The sequence below is a fragment of the Phyllobacterium sp. T2-21 genome (assembly GCF_055378485.1).
On record NZ_AP027913.1, the window covers coordinates 341501 to 358732 of the forward strand.

The window sequence follows — 17232 nt, forward strand, 5'->3', positions numbered from 1 at the left end:
CTTAGCGTGGAAGACCTGGGAGCTGGAAAACTTTGTCGTGCGTGCCGACAAAGACATCACCGTTGCTGGTGACCCAGCCGCGGAACATGCCATCGGTATTATACGGCGCGACGATGGAGCCGTCGGCACCTACGGCAACCAGCCCGGCACCTGCATTGTGCCGTTTGAGGTCTTCGTGGATGACCTTGTCCGAAGCGGTCTTGAGGTCTTCTCCGAGATAGGCCATCCGGCTTGCGATCTCGTGACCGACGACATGGCGGATGAATACTTCACCCTTGCCGGTACCGGATACGGCACAGATTCCATCCCGCGCATAGGTGCCTGCACCGATGATCGGGGAATCGCCGATACGGCCATCGGGCTTGTTGTTGTAGCCGCCCGTTGAAGTCGCAGCTGCGAGATGACCGGCGGCATCAAGCGCAACCGCGCCGACCGTGCCGTGTTTCTCAGCCTCCTTCGCCAGCGCGGACGTGCCCCGGGCCTCATGGGCTTTCATGGCGGCAAGAGCGATGAGGCGGCGTTCGGTCGTGAAATAGGCTTGCGGTTCCGTGGCCAGTCCAGCCACTTCAGCGAAACGATCGGCCGCCGTTCCATTCAAGAGAACCGCATCTCCCTTTTCCATGACTGCGCGTGCTGCCCTTATGGGATTGCGGATAGCCCTGCTGGCGCAGACCGCACCGGCAGCCAGGCTGGAGCCGTCCATGATGGATGCATCCAGTTCATGGATACCGTGTTCGTTAAGCGCGGCGCCATATCCTGCATTGAAATGCGGGCTGTCCTCCATCACCACCACCGCAGCTTCCACCGCATCGAGCGAGGAGCCGCCGGAACTCAGAATTGCCCAACCTGCTTTCAGTGCCGATGCCAGATCGGCGCGGGCGCCGGCCCACTCAGCCTCGCTCAGATCAAGTTTGGCCATCACGCCGCAACCGCCGTGAATGGCCAGAGCTATGTTCGTCATGTCTGTCTTTCCTGCGTGTGAAACAACAAAAGGGCCGGATCGGTATCCGGCCCCTTCACGTCGATGCTTATTGCTGCGCCGGACGGATATTCATCGCCAGCGTGTCTTCGTCCGCCCGGGGTGTCAGGACGACTTTGGCCTTCTTCACCGCCCAGGCGCTGAGCTGGGTTGCGAGAGGCAGGTCGGGGCGGTCCGTTGCGACGAGATTGTTGGCCTTTTCCAGAAGGACGCGGCGCTTGTCCGTATCCATCTCGGCTCCGGCGTCTTCAATCAGCTTGTCCATCTGCGGATTGGCATAACCGCGGACATTGAATGCGCCCAGCGATTTTGCGGTGTCATGGGCGTGCATCAGCGACGATAGCATGTAATTTGCTTCGCCCGTCAACGTGCCCCAACTGGCCATGTAGAGTGAATACTCGCCCCGGGTCTTTGCCGGATTGAACACAGTCGCAGGCACGCCATTAACATCGGCTGTGATGCCGATTGCAGCCAGCATCTGCGCGACTGTCGGCCCAAGCTCGTTCGGCATGCGATCATTGGCATAGCTGAGCGTGATCTTGAAGCCGTTGGGATAACCCGCATCCTTCAGCAGTTCCTTGGCGCGCTTCAGATCGAAGGCCGGTGCCTGGAGAGACTTGTCATAGCCGAAGATATTCGATGTGACCAACTGGGTCGGCACGACAGCCATCCCTTCCAGGGCAAATTCGACGATGGTTTGGCGGTCGAGTGCGAGATCGATGGCTTCGCGCACACGCGGGTCGAGCAAGGGATTCTTGTCGAGCTTCGCGCCGCTCTTGTCGAAGACCTGCGGGCTTTTCTCACGGAAATCGAATTCGAGATAACTGATATAGATGCTCTCGTTCTTGACCACGGCAAGCGATGCATCCCGCTCAAGCACCGGCACATCCGCGGCGGGCACTTTCGAAATCACATCGACCTGTCCTGCCTTCAACTGTGCAACGCGCGCTGCATCGTTGGGGATTTCCTTGCGGATGACGCGATCCCAGGGCTGTGCTCCGCCCCAATAGCCGTCGAAGCGCTGGAGAACCAGATCCTGTGTCGGAGCCCAGGAAACGAACTTGTAAGGGCCGGTGCCGATGGTTGCCTTGCCTGAATTGAAGCCTTCGGCCGCTGTTTCCTGCGTTGAGTAATTGGCGGCTGCCGTATGCGAGGTGATGAACAGACGCACAAAATCGTTCGGCAAGGTGGGCGCGGGGCCTTCCGTCTTGACACGCACGGTGAATAGATCGGCCACCTCCACCGATTTGACCCGGCGCACAAAGATTGTCGCGGGGTTGGGGCCGGTGACATGAGGAATGCGTTCGATGGAGAATTTTACATCTTCCGCCGTGAAATCTGATCCATCGTGAAACTTGACGCCCTGACGCAGCTTGAATTCCCAGGTCGTCTGGTCGATGGCTGTCCAGCTGAGCGCAAGCGATGGCTCCAGCTCGAGATTGCTGCCCGAGCGGATGAGCGTATCGAAAATATGCTTGGTTGCTTCCGCGTTGGCGGCGGTGGCGGTGAAATGCGGATCCATCGAAGCCGGCCCGGCCTTGATCGCCATGATAAGGTCTGCGGCGATGGCTTGGCCTGTGCCCAGCAGGAGTGCAGTTCCCAATAAGAGGGCTCTCAGTCTTCTTTGCATTGTTGTTCCCTATTCCAGAGGTTGCTTCTTATTCTTCGAATGCGGTTGCGTTGGAAGAAATCGTGTCGGGCCAGCCGCGCGAAGCGATGACCATTTTGGCGAGGATGTCGGACAGCATCATGCGTTCGGCGGGGCTGAGTGCCTCCAGCATCATGCGTTCCCGGTCGATCATGGGCGCCATCTTGGCTTCGACAATCGCCCGGCCTTCCTGCGTCAGGCACAGGACGACGCGGCGAAGATCTCCCAGATCCTCCTCGCGCCGGACCAGCTTGAGGCGGTCGAGCTTCTTGGTTGCGCGGCTCAACGTGTTCTTTGGAAAACCGGAACCGGCCACCACTTCCGAAAGCGTGGTGCGGTCCCGCAGAAACAGCGAATAGAGCACGACGAATTCGGGGCGCAGCAGGTCATGATCCGCATTGATCGTGCCGTATACGGGGTTGTTGTAGTGCAGTGCCAGATAGTTGATGCGGAAGGAAAGCCAGCATGGGTTCGACCATAGCTTTGCATAAAGAATGTCGCTTTCCGCAATACTCTCATTCGGCGCTGTCGTGCGTCCGGCACGGCCCTCCAGCAGCGCGATATCGATCAGGTTCTGCATGCGCGCTCCCTCGCCATTAAGTTCCATTAGGGACAAAATATCTTGCTATTGCTGTATGTCAAACGTAATTTTTGTACCATTTGGAACTTGTATGCGCATGATCCTTGTGTTTATGCTTGGGGACGAAATCAGCAGAGGTAAGAGGCATGCGCATAAGTGCGATGAACTGGAGTCAGGTTGAGGAACGCGTCCGCAGGGATGACCGGTGCATCCTGCCCATTGGCAGCGTGGAGCAGCACGCGCGGCTGAGTCTCGCGACCGACATGATCCTGGCGGAAAAAGTATCAGTCGATGCAGCCGAGCCGCTCGGCGTTCCGGTTTTCCCGGTCTTGCCCTATGGGCTTGCTTCAAGTTTTGCTGATTTTCCGGGAACCGTATCGCTGAGCCTGCGCACCTATGTCGGTGTGATCGAGGACGTCCTTGATAGCCTCTATCATGGCGGGTTCCGCCGTATCCTCATTGTCAACGGCCACGGGGGCAACACGCCGGCGGCAACGGTTGTTTCCGAATGGCTCAATCGCAATCGCGATGCCAGTGTGAAAATGCACGATTGGTGGCGTGCACCCAAGACCATGGGCAAGGTTCTCGAAATCGATAATCGCGCATCACACGCCTCCTGGATGGAAAATTTTCCCTGGACGCGCCTTCCGGGTGTCGCCCAGCCAGACCATGCACAGGAACGCGTTGATTTTGGCGCGCTAGCCCGCGTCGGCGCCGGCGGCAAGCGGGCACAGCTTTCTCAGGGCGAGGGCAACTACCACGGACTGTTCGAACGACCCGATGCGGACATGCTGGCGATCTGGGATGTTGCCGTCGGGGAAACACGGGAAGAGCTGGAAAACGGCTGGCATTGATTGTTGTCACCGGCGGAGGCAGGAAAACCCGCCGGTGACAGCCAATTCAAACAAGCACGAATGTGCAGGGGAAGGTTGAGCGAATGGTTGCGTTCATTGTCAGGCGATTATGGCAAGCGGCACTGGTCATGCTCGTCATGTCATTGCTGGTTTTTCTGGGTGTCTTCGTCATCGGAAACCCGGTCGACGTGCTGATTTCTCCGGATGCAACCCAGGACATCCGCAATCGCGTCATTGCGCAGTATGGCCTCGATCTGCCCATCTGGCAGCAGTATCTGCACTTCGCAAGCAACCTTCTGCATGGCGATCTGGGTCGTTCATTCGTCTACAACATGCCGGTTTCCCAGCTGATTGCCTCGCGCTTCCCCGCGACAATGGAGCTCGCGGTTATCGCCGTTCTCCTGGCAAGCCTCATCGGCATACCACTTGGAATATATGCGGGGTACAAACCGGAAAGCTGGACCGCGAAGGCGATCATGGCCCTGTCCATACTCGGCTTCTCGGTTCCCACCTTCTGGATCGGGCTCATGCTCATCATGGTCTTTGCCGTGCAACTGGGCATCATGCCGGCAGGCGGGCGGGGCGAGACGATTTCTGTTTTCGGCGTTCCCCTCAGTTTTCTGACGTTCGATGGCATGCGCCACCTCATCCTGCCGGCCGTCAACCTGTCCCTGTTCAAGATGTCGATGATGATACGGCTGGCGGCCTCTGGCACGCGGGAAGTGATGCTGACCGATACGATCAAGTTTGCCAGGGCGGCAGGTATCCATGAGTGGACGATCCTGCGCCGGCACGTGCTGCGGTTGATTTCCATACCGCTCGTCACCGTATTCGGGCTGGAATTGGGCTCGACCATTGCGTTCGCCGTCGTGACCGAGACGATCTATTCGTGGCCGGGTCTGGGAAAGCTGATCATTGACAGCATCACGTCGCTGGACCGGCCGGTGATGGTGGCCTATCTCATGCTGGTTTCGCTCATGTTCATTACGATCAACCTGGTTGTCGATCTGGCTTATGCCGTCCTCGATCCGCGCATGCGCCATGGGGGCGGCAAATGACCCTATCCGTTGAAAAAGCCCGTACCTCATCCGATTTCTGGGCAGAGTTTGCACGCCATCCCGTTGCCGTCATCGCTGCCGTCATACTGCTCGTTGTCATTGTGCTGGCTGTTTTCGCGCCGCTGATTGCGCCGCAGGACCCCTATGATCTTTCTAGCCTCGTGATGCGTGATGCACGCAGGGCACCGGGATATATCGGCACCGGCGGATATACCCACATTCTGGGAACCGACAGCCAGGGCCGTGATCTCTTTTCCGCCATCCTCTACGGCCTGCGCATTTCGCTGGAGATGGGCCTTCTCGCGGGAGCGATAGCCTTTTCGATCGGCGCGCTGGTCGGCTGTACCGCCGCCTATGTGGGCGGCCGTTTTGAAGCCCTCGTGATGCGGCTGGTGGATCTGCAGCTTTCGTTCCCGGCGATCCTGCTCGCTTTCGTGGTGGCGGCACTCCTCGGGCAGGGCAAGGGGCAGCTGATCGTCGCGCTCGTCTTTTCGCAATACGCCTATTTCGTGCGTACTGCCCATGGCGCGGCGGCCGTTGAACGGAACAAGGACTATGTCGAGGCGGCTCTGTCCGTACCCATGAGCGGCTGGTTTGTGGTGACACGGCATATTCTGCCCAACGCGCTGCCGCCGCTTATCGTCGTGGCGACCGTTCAGGTGGCGAGCGCCATTTCGCTAGAAGCAACCCTGTCATTTCTGGGGGTCGGCCTGCCGCCCACCGAACCATCGCTTGGCATGCTGATTTCCGGAGGCTTCCAGTATCTTCTTTCCGGCCGATACTGGATTTCCATCTATCCGGGTGTGGCTCTCATCATTCTCATCATGGCGATCAATCTTGTCGGTGATCAGGTGCGGAGTCAGCTCAATCCGAGGTTGAAACGATGACCGCTCCCCTTCTCGAAGTGACTGATCTTTGCACCTATTTCGAAGCGCGGACGGGAACCGTGAAATCAGTCGACGGCATCTCGCTCCATCTGGAAAAGGGCGAGATATTGGGACTGGTGGGCGAGTCAGGCTCGGGCAAGTCCATTACCGGCTTTTCCCTGATCGGTCTCATCGACAAGCCAGGGCGCATTGTCAGCGGTTCGATCAAACTTGACGGCCGCGAGCTTGTTGGCCTCAGCGAGCCGGAATTGCGCAAGATCCGTGGCCGGGACATTGCCATGGTCTTCCAGGACCCGATGATGACACTCAATCCGGTCCTGACCGTATTGGATCAAATGACCCTGGCGCTGCAGGCGCATGAACGGATTTCAGACGCCGATGCGCGCCTGCGTGCCGTCGAGGCGCTGCGAAAGGTTCGCATTGTCGATCCTGAACAGAAGGTGGATTTTTATCCGCACCAGTTCTCCGGCGGCATGCGCCAGCGCGTTGCCATAGCCATCGCATTGCTGCACCGGCCCAAAATTGTCATTGCCGACGAACCAACCACGGCGCTTGACGTGTCGGTCCAGGCGGAAATTCTCGTTGAAGTAAAGTCGCTGGTTGCCGAGCTTGGCATTTCCATGATTTGGATCAGCCATGACTTGGCAACCGTGGCTTCCATCTCGAAGCGCATCGCCGTGATGAAGGCGGGCAAGATCGTGGAAACGGGCCATGCCTCCGAGGTCCTGCGTACGCCGAGCCATCCCTATACGCAATCTCTGCTCGATGCATTGCCATCGCGGTCAAAGCCCGGTCAGCGGCTTGGTGCTGGCGCCAACGACGATGACAGCGAAAGCGCTGCGCATCCCGTTGCCGCGACGATGGCCGATCCGTCCTTCGTGGCGATGGATGGGCTCGTCAAAGTGTTTGAACAGAAACGTGGTTTCTGGGCGCGGCTGGGCGAGCGGACCGGCCTGCTCAAATCAAAGAAGCCGGTGCTTGCCGTTGAAAACGTTGATCTGACCATCGCAAAGGGAGAGGCGCTTGGATTGGTCGGGGAATCCGGTTCGGGCAAATCGACGCTCGGACGTATTGTTTGCGGCATCTATCAGCCGACCGAAGGCAGGGTAACGCTGAACAACAGCCCGGTGATGTCTGCCGGCCCGCAGCCGAGAAAGCTGATCACCAATGTCCAGATGATCTTTCAGGATCCATTTGCATCACTTGACCCGCGCCGCACGATTGGACAGTCCATCGCGGAAGGACCGATAGCGCATGGTCTGACCAGCAAGGCCGAAGCCCGTTCATATGTGGCGGAGTGGCTGAAGGCTGTCTCGCTCGACCCGGCATTTGCGGACCGCTATCCGCATCAGTTTTCAGGCGGCCAGCGCCAGCGTATCGCCATCGCCCGCGCCTTGGCCATGCGACCCGAGGTCATTGTCTGCGACGAACCGGTGGCATCGCTCGACGTTTCCATTCAGGCGCAGATTCTCAACCTTCTTTTGCAATTGCGCAAGGAGCTGGGCCTGACGCTGCTGTTCATCAGTCATGACCTTTCCGTCGTGCGTCATCTCTGCGACCGGGTTGCCGTGATGTATCGCGGCAAGATCATCGAAGTGGGGACGGCGGAGGAAATATTCGACGCGCCGCAGGAGGCCTATACGCGCGCGCTCCTCAACGCCATACCAAAGCTCGCCTGAGGCGCTCACGCATCGATTTGCCACCTGGGGCGAGAGTGGCAACGCGACTTTTTCATAAAATTGCGGAGAGAAACGCTCGCAAAGCAGACAGCAAATGATCCGCTATTTGACTTTTGTCAGATCACATGAATATTGTCTAATCAGCGATATTTTGTGAGGAACTTCAATGCCTGTCCGGTCCGCCGATCAGATAATCCATAAGGCCGCCTGGCTCTATTATACCCATGGTTTGCGGCAAGACGAAGTGGCCAAACATCTCGATATTTCCCGCGCGTCCGTGGCGATGTATCTGCGCCGTGCCCGCGAAATCGGCATTGTCACCATCTCCACATCGACGGAATTGTTTTCCGATGATGTTCTTGCGCGCGAAACCGAGGATGCCCTTGGCCTTGAAACCGTTTGGATCATTCCCGAAGACAGGCAGGCTTTCAATCCATCGGTTGAAATGCCCGTTGTTGCAGCGGCTGCGTTTATTGAGCTGATCAACAAGGGTGATCGTGTCGGCGTGGCCTGGGGGCGGACCGTCTATCATATCGCCGACGTCATGCCTTACGCAGACCTGCAGGGCGTGGCGGTCGTGCAGCTCTGCGGCAATCTCGGGGCGCCGTATTCCTATCGCCCGGATCAATGCACGACTGAAATTGCCCGCCGGTTGAATGCGGAAGGCATCAACCTTTACGCACCGCTCGTGCTCAGCTCTGAACGTCTGGCGGAGGAGTTGCGCCGGGAGCCGGTCATCCGGGAGCAGTTATTGGCAATCACCGACTGTCAGCTGGCACTTTACTCCGTGGGTGGCATCGAAGATGACAGCCATCTGGTGAAATGCGGCGCGATCACCGCGGCGGAAATGCATGCACTCGGGCAGGCCGGCGCTGCGGGTGTGATTGCTGGGCAACTGATCGATGTGGACGGGCAGTGGCTGGACTGCGCCCATAACCGGCGCTGTATTTCTGCAGACCTCGATTCCATCCGGAAAATCCCCAAGAGGATGCTGGTGGTTCAGGAGGACAGCAAGTACGAACCGCTTGTGGCAGCCATCAAGGGCGGGTTCGCGTCTCATCTCATGGTCACGGCATCCATGGCGAAACGCCTGCTCAAACGCGCCAAGGGCGCCGGGCTCAAACAAGCATAGCAACAGTTGGAAACATTGGCGGATCGCCTGGCCCGTTGCCAGGCCGTGAGACCATTTGCCGGACGGGAGGAGTTCGCATGAAAAATTTGTGGAATGACAAAGAGGCGGAAGACATGGTGGCGGCTTATGCCGGCAAGGGTATCAACCGCGATCTTGCATTGAGAACCTATACCACGCGGCTTCTTGGAAGTGTGCCGCAGCTGGTGTTGCACGGCGGCGGAAACACCTCCGTCAAAACCACGGTCAAGGATTTGATCGGTGACGAGTGGGATGTGCTCTGCGTGAAGGGGAGCGGCTGGGACATGGGTATCATCGAGCCCGCCGGCCTGCCGGCCGTCAAGATCGCCCCCCTGCTCAAGGCCCGCAAGCTGAGCAAACTGTCGGACGAGGATATGGTCACCCTGCAACGGGCAAACCTGATTGATCCGGCTTCGCCAAACCCGTCAGTGGAAGCGCTGCTGCATGCCTTCATCCCGCATAAATTTGTCGATCACACCCACTCGACCGCAATTCTTGCCATCGCTGACCAGGCAGAGAGCCGGGCCCTCAGTGAGAAAATCTTTGGCCGCAAGATGGGCTTCGTGCCCTACGTGATGCCCGGTTTTGATCTGGCAAAGCGAGCGGCCGAGGTTTTTGATGCGGATCCCACCGTTGACGGTCTCATTCTCGACAAGCACGGCATTTTCACGTTTGGCGCGACGGCTCGGGAAGCCTACGACCGCATGATTCATTATGTCTCGCTCGCCGAGACCTATGTCCGCGACAAGGGCCGGAACCCGTTCACACCGGCGGCATTGCCGAAAACGCTGGCCAAATCCGGTGATATCGCTGCTAGCGTGCGCGGCGCCGTCGCCGTCAATCGGGGCGAAGGCAAGTTTGATCGCATGGTCAGCGAATTCCGCTCGTCGCCGGCGATCCTCGAGTTTGTCAATGCGACTACCGTTCACGAGATGGCGCAGCGCGGCGTGTCGACCCCAGACTTGTCCATACGGATCAAGACTGGTCCGATGGTGCTCCCAGCGCCTGATGGCAGTGATCTCGATGCGTTCAAGGCGGGGGTGGAACGTGCCGTTGCGGCTTATGTGGCGGATTATACCGACTATTTCACAACGAATGACCAGCGCAGCAGCGGAAAGCGGATCATGCTCGATCCGATGCCACGGCTGACGCTGGTGCCAGGCCTCGGCATGTTCGGACACGGCCGTACGCTCAAGGACGCCAGAATTGCCGCGGATGTCGGTGAGATGTGGATCGAAGCGGCGCGGGATGCGGAGTCCATCGGGCGGTTCGAACCGGTGAGCCGGCCCGATCTGTTTGATCTGGAATACTGGTCGCTGGAGCAGGCCAAGCTTGCCAGTGCGAAGGCAAAGCCGCTCACGGGCCAGGTGACCTTGGTGACGGGTGGAGCGGGCGCCATCGGGGCCGCAACGGCCAGGCTGTTCGCCCAGCAGGGCGCCCACGTTGCCGTGCTGGATCTCGACGCGGCGAAGGCGGAGGCCGTCGCCCGGTCCGCTGGCAATGATTCCATCGGCCTGGCCTGCGATGTGACCGATCCCGCGTCCGTTCGTGCGGCGTTCGAGGCTGTCATTGCTGCCTATGGCGGCGTCGATATCGTTGTTTCCAATGCGGGGGCCGCATGGGAAAGCCCGATTGCAACCCTTGACGACGATTTGCTGCGCAAGAGTTTCGAACTCAACTTTTTCGCGCACCAGACCGTGGCGCAATGTGCCGTACGCATCATGAAACAACAGCGGACCGGCGGCGCTCTTCTGTTCAATGCCAGCAAGCAGGCGGTCAATCCGGGTGCCAAATTTGGTGCCTATGGCCTGCCCAAGGCTGCGACCCTCTTCCTGTCGCGCCAGTATGCCCTGGAACATGGTGCAGACGGCATACGCTCCAACGCGGTCAATGCAGACCGCATCCGGTCCGGCCTGTTGAACGACGAGATGATTGCGAACCGTTCGGCGTCCCGCGGGCTTTCGACCAGCGAATACATGGCGGGCAATTTGCTCGGGCTGGAAGTCACCGCCGATGACGTAGCTCAGGCGTTTTTGCACCATGCACTGGCGGAGCGGACAACTGCCGATGTGACGACCGTTGATGGCGGGAATATCGCAGCGGCTCTGCGCTGATTGGGGCGTACTGGCACACAACAAAAAGGCGGCCTTTCGGGCCGCCTTTTTCGTTTGTTATTTCCCCTTGGGAAGCGGCATCCATGCCGGCACCGCGACATCCGCATGGGCGAATTGCGGCAATTTGGCCGCCAGTTCTTCCATGTTCTTGATATCGGCGCTGTTGAGCTGGCTTTGTGTGATCAGTGTCGGGGGCACAATGACGTTGTGACCGGGATCCTGACCGGCAAGCAGCATGGCCAGCGCGCGCACCGAAACCTGGCCGACAACGGCCGGATTGGTCGCAGCGGTCGCTGTCCAGGCACTGGCCGGTTCACGCATTGCCGCGATGTCTGATGTCGAAATATCTGCCGAGTAGATTTTGACACTGGAGGAAAGCCCGGCCTCGTCAACGGCAATTTTCACGCCCTTGGCGAACTCGTCATAGGGCGCAAACATCACGGTAATGTCCGGATTGGCGGAGATGACCGATCGCGCCTGATTGGCTACTGAATTGGCGATCGGATTGTCCATCGTTCCGAACATGGCCGCTTCATGAATGCCGGAATATTTCTTCTTGAATTCCTTCCAGGTCTCGTCGCGACGGTCGAGAGGCGCGATCCCTGCGACATAGACATAACCGGCTTTCCAGCTGTCGCCATTGTCCTTGACGGCCTGCTCCAGGGCCAGCCGGGCAAGATCGCGATCGGACTGTTCGATTTGCGGTATCTTGTCGTTGCCGACATTCACGTCGAACGCAACGACCTTGATCCCGGCGTCCACGGCGCGTTGCGCGGCATCCTTCATGGACTCCGTCAAGCCGTGCTGGATGATGATCCCATTGACACCGAGGGCAATCGCCTGATCGACCATGTCAGACTGCAAGGCAGCATCCTGCCGGCTGTCCAGCACGCGAAGATCGACGCCAAGCGCCTTTGCCTGCGCCTCGACGCCGGAAAGATAGGACTGGAAGAAGTCACCCGTCGAAAGGTATCGCACCAGGGCAATCTTGACCTTGCCGGGATTATCAAACGGAGCGGGCATGCCATCGGCAAATGCAGCGCCGCCCAACATGGTCGCACCAAGCAAGCCGAACCCGAGCTTGGCAAAAAATCTCCGCGTCACCTTCATTTCATTTCCTCCATTTTTGATTTTTATACTTGTCCCAATTGCCTCGGGGCATCCGCCCGCTCAGCGTTTGCCTCTTTTGGAGAGTGCAAATGTAAACACCAGTGCGACCACCAGCACCGCGCCCTTGACGAAATCCTGCGTATAGTAGGGGGCGTTCATCATGGTCAGCCCCTGCAGCAGTACGCCGACAAACAGCGCACCGATACCAGTGCCGAAAGCATTGGGTTTTGCCGCGCCCAGCACGGCAAAACCGATCAGTGCCGCGGCGACGGAATCCAGCAGCAGATTGTTGCCTGAAGCAATATCGCCCCGGCCAAGACGCGCAGCGAGCAATATGCCGCCAACGGAAGCAAAAACGCCCGATATGATATAGGCGCTGATCTTGTATGCCTTGACCGGAGCGCCGGCGAGTTCGGCCGCGCGCTCATTCGAGCCAACGGCATACATCATGCGTCCGAAGCGGGTGTATTCGAGGAAAAACCAGATCAGCACGGCCAGGACGATCAACACGACAACAGATACCGGCAAGAGGTTTGGCAGGATGAAGTCGAAGCGGTGACGGCCCAGGGCAAGGAAAACCGGGCTGAACGTGCCATTGGCGACGCTGCCGTCCGGCAAGGTCATTCCCGTGGCGATAGAGCGTCCTTCGGTCGGAATGCGCTGAAGCCCCACCAGCAGGAACATCATGCCCAGGGTCGCGAGGAGATCGGGGACCCGCATATAGACAATCAATATTCCATTGATCAGCCCGACGATGATGCCGATGGCAAGACAGACGAGCGTCGCGGTCAGGGCGTCTCCGCCCATCACCACCATGACGTAGGACGATGCCATCATGGCGGTGGTCGCCACCGATCCGATTGAAAGATCGAAACCGCCAACGACCAGCGTTGCCGTAACGCCAAGTGCCAATATGCCGGTGATTGAGACGGACTGGAGAATGAACACCGCGCTTTGCGGCGAGGCAAACCCGTTGGTCACGATACAGAAATAGATGATCAGACCGGCAAGCAGAGACAGAAAGCCGTATTTGATTGCCAGATCGCGGACAGGCAGAGCGCTGCTTTTCGTCCCGTGCTTTGAAGCGGGGGCAATAGCGGAGGTCGATGGTGTATCGGTATTCATTCAAATGACCATTCTGTGCTGGCCGGCGATTTCAGCCAGCAGCTTATCGATGTTGACATCGGCGTTGCGATGCTCGCCGACGAGTGTGTGTTCCGACATGACGACAATCCGGTCCGCAATTTCGAAGGCTTCGTCGATCTCGGTCAGGAAGACCAGGGTCGCACGCCCATCGGCGGAGGCGCGAAGTTTCGAGCCGATATCCCGTCTTGCGGCGATATCGACGCCCTGAAACGGTTCATCGAGAATGAGCATGCGTGATGCCTCGCTCAACCAGCGGGCAACCATGACTTTCTGCTGGTTGCCACCGGACAAGGTGTCCATTTCGTCCCGCTCGGTGCGGCAGACGACGCCGAGCGATGCGATCTGCTCGCGCGCCCTGTTCCTTTCCCGCCGCCGGTTGGAAACCGAAAAGAAGCTGCTGCGTCTAAGAAACGGCAGGCTGATATTCTCGTATATGTTGAAATCCGGCACGATACCGCTGTCTGCGCGGTCCTTGGCGACAAGGAAAACACCCTGATTGATGGCTTGTCTGGTTGTGCGGGGCTCATAGGGTCGGCCGTCGAGGCGCATGCTGCCCGATATCGGCCTTCGGACGCCGAAAAGCGTCTCGGCAAAGGCCGTTTTGCCGACGCCGACGAGGCCGGTGACGGCCACGATCTCGCCGTCGCCCAGCGTGAGTGAGAACGGCCGGCTTCCCGGAGCGATACACAGGTTTTCGATCTGCAGAACCGGTGCGCTGGCATCTCTGGTGACGACATTGCCGAGGCTGATCTTTTGACCGAGCATGGCGTTGACTGCGCCGCCATAGTCCAGCTCGGGGCCATCAAAAACGCCGCTGATCCGGCCGTCGCGCAACGTCACAATAATGTCTGCCAGCCGGCGTATATCGGACATGCGGTGGGAAATGTACAGGATCGCCACACCGCGGGCGCGCAAACGGTCGATCACCTGAAACAGCCGTTCTGCTTCCACGCTCGACAGGGACGATGTCGGCTCATCGAGAATGAGCACCTTCGGCTCATGCGCCATGGCCCGGGCAATGGCGACCATCTGCCGCTCTGCCAGCGGCAGATCGGCAACAATCGCACCTAGATCGATATGCAACCCCATGCGCTCGGCGACGACAGCAGCCTCCCGCCGTACGCGACGCGGGTTGAAAATTGCACGCGCCCCACGCCCGTTCAATCGATCCAGTGTCAGGTTCGTTGCAACGTCCAGATCGGCTACGACGCCATCATTGATATTCTGGTGAACCGTTACAACGCCTGCACGAATAGCTTCCGCAGGCGAGGCCGGCGAAAACTCCCGGCCATCGAGGCTGATTGCTCCCGACGTTCGCGCATATACGCCGCTGATAATCCGGACAAGCGTGGATTTTCCAGCGCCGTTGGCACCCATCAGAATTGTGACAGTTCCCGCACGCAATTCCAGGTCGATCCCATCCAGTACCTGGATTGAACCAAATGATTTGCGCAATTTTTCAATATGGAAGACGGTTTCCTCGACCATCTGCTCCTCCCCTTGCGAGCATGCTAGGACGCCACATCATCAAATGTCAAGGCCATTGACATTTGCCAGTTTGCTGCCTTAACAAATGGAGGGCAAGGGCACAAAAAGCTGAGAAACGGTTCTTGTCTGCAGGGAGGAATATCGAAATGCCTGTGTTTGAGGCCCTGAATGTGGAAACACTGCCGCTTCGTCTCGGTCAAAATACCACGCTGCTGCAACGGCTCGGTGAAGACTGGAGGAGTTGGAAGGTTCGTGAAGTCGGCGACGGCAATTTAAACCTGGTCTTCATTGTCGAAGGCAGCGCGGGCAGTGCAATTGTCAAACAGGCACTGCCCTATGTGCGGCTGGTCGGCGAGAGCTGGCCATTGCCGTTGAAACGTTCATTCTTCGAGTACCACGCATTGACACGGCAGGCGGCCCGTGATCCGGGCAGGGTGCCTGAAGTTTTCCATTTCGACGGTGAGCAGGCCATCATCGTTATGGAATTCCTGTCACCCCATATCATTTTGCGGCGAGGGCTGATTGAAGGTAATCAGTATCCCAATGCGGCCTGTGATCTTGGCCTGTTTCTCGCCCGCACCCTGTTCCGTGGCTCAGATTTTTCAATGAAAGCGGCGACGCGCAAGGCTGATGTCGCGCTCTTTGCCGACAACGTGGAACTTTGCGACATCACCGAGAGCCTGGTTTTTTCGGATCCCTATTTCAACGCCCCGCTGAACAGGCATACTGCGCCGCAGCTGGACGGGCTTGTCGCTGCATTGCGTGCCGACCGTGACCTCAAGGTGGAAGCGCAGCGGCTCAAGCATCTGTTCGCCACAAAGGCCGAGACCCTGCTGCACGGTGATCTGCACACCGGGTCGGTGATGGTCACACCCGGCGAGACGCGGGTCATCGATCCGGAATTTGCGTTCTACGGGCCCATCGCCTTTGATGTCGGCATGCTGCTCGCCAATTTCTGGATGAATTATCTGGCACAGCGCGGTTACGAGCAGGATGACAACCGCCGCGATATGCGCCGTTCCCTGCTTGAGGCCGTCGTGACGATTTGGGAAACGTTCCGTTCCGAGTTCTCCCACCTCTGGCGTACCGAACGCAGCGGCATCTTGTATCAACGCACTTTATTTGAGGATCAGGATGACAGCCTCGGTGCCGAACAGGCGCTCAACGAAGTGCTGCATGACATCTGGCAGGACATGCTGGGGTTCGCCGGAATTGAAATGCACCGGCGCATTCTCGGCCTTGCTCACAACGCCGACTTTGAACTGATCGAGGATCCGGACCTGAGAGCGCGATGCGAATCCAAGGCGCTTAAGTTCGGCCGTCATCTGGCCTGCAACCGGCGCCATATCCATAGTTTGGCTGAAATCAACGGTTTGGTTGAGCGGCTTGAAAAGGAGATTACCCTGTGAAAGTCGCAGACCGTCACTATCACACCATCTGGCTCAACAATGATGGTCGCTCGGTCGATATTATCGATCAGCGCTGGCTACCCCACGAATTCAAGGTGGTGACACTGAAAACGGTCGATGATGTCGCCATTGCCATCCGCGATATGTGGGTGCGCGGAGCACCATTGATCGGGGTGACGGCGGCCTATGGCGTTGCGATCGCCATGGCGGATGATCCCTCCGATGCCGCACTGCACGATGTGTGGGACAAGCTGCATGAAACCCGGCCAACGGCAATCAATCTCCGCTGGGCGCTCGATACGATGCGCCAGTATCTGCTGCCGCTACCGGAAAAGGACCGCATGGCGGCCGCCTATCGCCGGGCGGCTGACATTGCCGAGGAAGACGTACAGCTCAATCGTCAGATCGGCCTGCACGGCCTCGAAATCATTCGCGATATTGCCGCAAGGAAAAAGCCGGGCGAGCCGGTCAATATTCTCACCCATTGCAATGCAGGCTGGCTCGCAACCGTCGATTACGGCACAGCAACCGCTCCTATCTACGTTGCGGCGGAGGAGGGGATCAACGTTCATGTCTATGTTGATGAGACACGTCCGCGCAACCAGGGCGCGCAACTGACGGCATGGGAGTTGAACGGACACGGTGTGCCGCATACGCTGATCGTCGACAATGCAGGTGGACATTTGATGCAGCATGGTCAGGTGGACATGGTTATTGTCGGTACCGACCGGACGACGGCCAACGGCGATGTGTGCAACAAGATCGGCACCTATCTGAAAGCCCTGGCGGCCAAGGACAACAACGTTCCCTTCTATGTGGCCTTGCCTTCCCCGACGATCGATTGGACTGTCCATGACGGGATCAGCGAGATTCCGATTGAAGAACGCGCCGGTGCGGAAGTGTCTCATGTGCAGGGACTGGCGGCCGACGGTAAAATCGCCTCCGTGCAGATTTCCCCGACGGGCAGCCCCACCGCCAATCCGGCTTTCGATGTGACCCCCGCGCGTCTCATAACCGGGCTGATTACCGAACGTGGCGTTGCCCAAGCCTCGGCGGAGGGTTTAAGCGCCTTGTTTCCGCAAAGTAAGCGGTGATAAATCCGTCGGGATGCCATGAGCAGCGGGAAGATG

The 17232-nt window shown here is 58.6% G+C and carries 14 protein-coding genes; 8 read left to right on the forward strand and 6 right to left on the reverse strand.

Annotated elements, in window-relative coordinates:
* Window position 1 precedes the first annotated feature (1 nt).
* The 3 genes from ACZ5FP_RS19770 to ACZ5FP_RS19780 form a co-directional block, all read right to left on the reverse strand.
* On the reverse strand, window positions 2–961 hold the full coding sequence (locus tag ACZ5FP_RS19770; RefSeq protein WP_464663839.1) for an isoaspartyl peptidase/L-asparaginase family protein: 960 nt from the start codon (window positions 959–961) through the stop codon (window positions 2–4).
* Between the two features lie 67 nt (window positions 962–1028).
* The gene (locus ACZ5FP_RS19775; protein WP_464663840.1) at window positions 1029–2582 is read right to left on the reverse strand and encodes an ABC transporter substrate-binding protein; all 1554 of its coding nucleotides are present in this window, start codon (window positions 2580–2582) and stop codon (window positions 1029–1031) included.
* Between the two features lie 55 nt (window positions 2583–2637).
* A complete protein-coding gene (locus ACZ5FP_RS19780) occupies window positions 2638–3207 on the reverse strand; it encodes a MarR family winged helix-turn-helix transcriptional regulator (RefSeq protein ID WP_464663842.1) in 570 nt (189 codons plus the stop codon).
* 146 nt (window positions 3208–3353) lie between these two features.
* Here ACZ5FP_RS19780 and ACZ5FP_RS19785 point away from each other — a divergent pair, with 146 nt between their 5' ends.
* From ACZ5FP_RS19785 to ACZ5FP_RS19810, 6 genes are all read left to right on the forward strand, one after another.
* Complete coding sequence (locus tag ACZ5FP_RS19785) at window positions 3354–4061, forward strand: creatininase family protein (protein ID WP_464663843.1); 708 nt, start codon at window positions 3354–3356, stop codon at window positions 4059–4061.
* Between the two features lie 83 nt (window positions 4062–4144).
* Window positions 4145–5119 carry an ABC transporter permease gene (locus tag ACZ5FP_RS19790; RefSeq protein ID WP_464663845.1) on the forward strand — a complete coding sequence of 325 codons (975 nt, stop codon included), beginning with the start codon at window positions 4145–4147 and terminating at the stop codon, window positions 5117–5119.
* Window positions 5116–6006, forward strand: coding sequence for an ABC transporter permease (locus ACZ5FP_RS19795; protein WP_464663847.1), 891 nt, complete (start codon window positions 5116–5118; stop codon window positions 6004–6006). Before ACZ5FP_RS19790 ends, ACZ5FP_RS19795 begins: the two co-directional genes overlap by 4 nt.
* Window positions 6003–7685 carry a dipeptide ABC transporter ATP-binding protein gene (locus ACZ5FP_RS19800; protein WP_464663849.1) on the forward strand — a complete coding sequence of 561 codons (1683 nt, stop codon included), beginning with the start codon at window positions 6003–6005 and terminating at the stop codon, window positions 7683–7685. The genes ACZ5FP_RS19795 and ACZ5FP_RS19800 overlap by 4 nt, the downstream gene beginning before the upstream one ends.
* A 166-nt stretch (window positions 7686–7851) precedes the next feature.
* Window positions 7852–8817: a sugar-binding transcriptional regulator gene (locus tag ACZ5FP_RS19805; RefSeq protein ID WP_223614266.1), complete on the forward strand. Its 966-nt coding sequence runs from the start codon at window positions 7852–7854 to the stop codon at window positions 8815–8817.
* Window positions 8818–8894: 77 nt separating this feature from the next.
* Complete coding sequence (locus ACZ5FP_RS19810; protein WP_464663850.1) at window positions 8895–10949, forward strand: bifunctional aldolase/short-chain dehydrogenase; 2055 nt, start codon at window positions 8895–8897, stop codon at window positions 10947–10949.
* 57 nt (window positions 10950–11006) lie between these two features.
* On the opposite strand, the gene ACZ5FP_RS19815 is transcribed toward ACZ5FP_RS19810, so the two are convergent.
* The 3 genes from ACZ5FP_RS19815 to ACZ5FP_RS19825 form a co-directional block, all read right to left on the reverse strand.
* On the reverse strand, window positions 11007–12059 hold the full coding sequence (locus ACZ5FP_RS19815) for a substrate-binding domain-containing protein (protein WP_464663852.1): 1053 nt from the start codon (window positions 12057–12059) through the stop codon (window positions 11007–11009).
* Window positions 12060–12119: 60 nt separating this feature from the next.
* Complete coding sequence (locus ACZ5FP_RS19820) at window positions 12120–13115, reverse strand: ABC transporter permease (RefSeq protein ID WP_165401922.1); 996 nt, start codon at window positions 13113–13115, stop codon at window positions 12120–12122.
* Window positions 13116–13184: 69 nt separating this feature from the next.
* Complete coding sequence (locus ACZ5FP_RS19825) at window positions 13185–14693, reverse strand: sugar ABC transporter ATP-binding protein (RefSeq protein ID WP_464663853.1); 1509 nt, start codon at window positions 14691–14693, stop codon at window positions 13185–13187.
* A 140-nt stretch (window positions 14694–14833) separates the two neighbouring features.
* On the opposite strand from ACZ5FP_RS19825, the gene mtnK reads away from it, so the two are divergent.
* Together mtnK and mtnA are read left to right on the forward strand one after the other, a co-directional pair.
* Complete coding sequence (gene mtnK / locus ACZ5FP_RS19830) at window positions 14834–16102, forward strand: S-methyl-5-thioribose kinase (RefSeq protein WP_464664028.1); 1269 nt, start codon at window positions 14834–14836, stop codon at window positions 16100–16102.
* Complete coding sequence (gene mtnA / locus ACZ5FP_RS19835) at window positions 16099–17196, forward strand: S-methyl-5-thioribose-1-phosphate isomerase (protein ID WP_464663854.1); 1098 nt, start codon at window positions 16099–16101, stop codon at window positions 17194–17196. Before mtnK ends, mtnA begins: the two co-directional genes overlap by 4 nt.
* The last annotated feature ends 36 nt before the right edge of the window (window positions 17197–17232 follow it).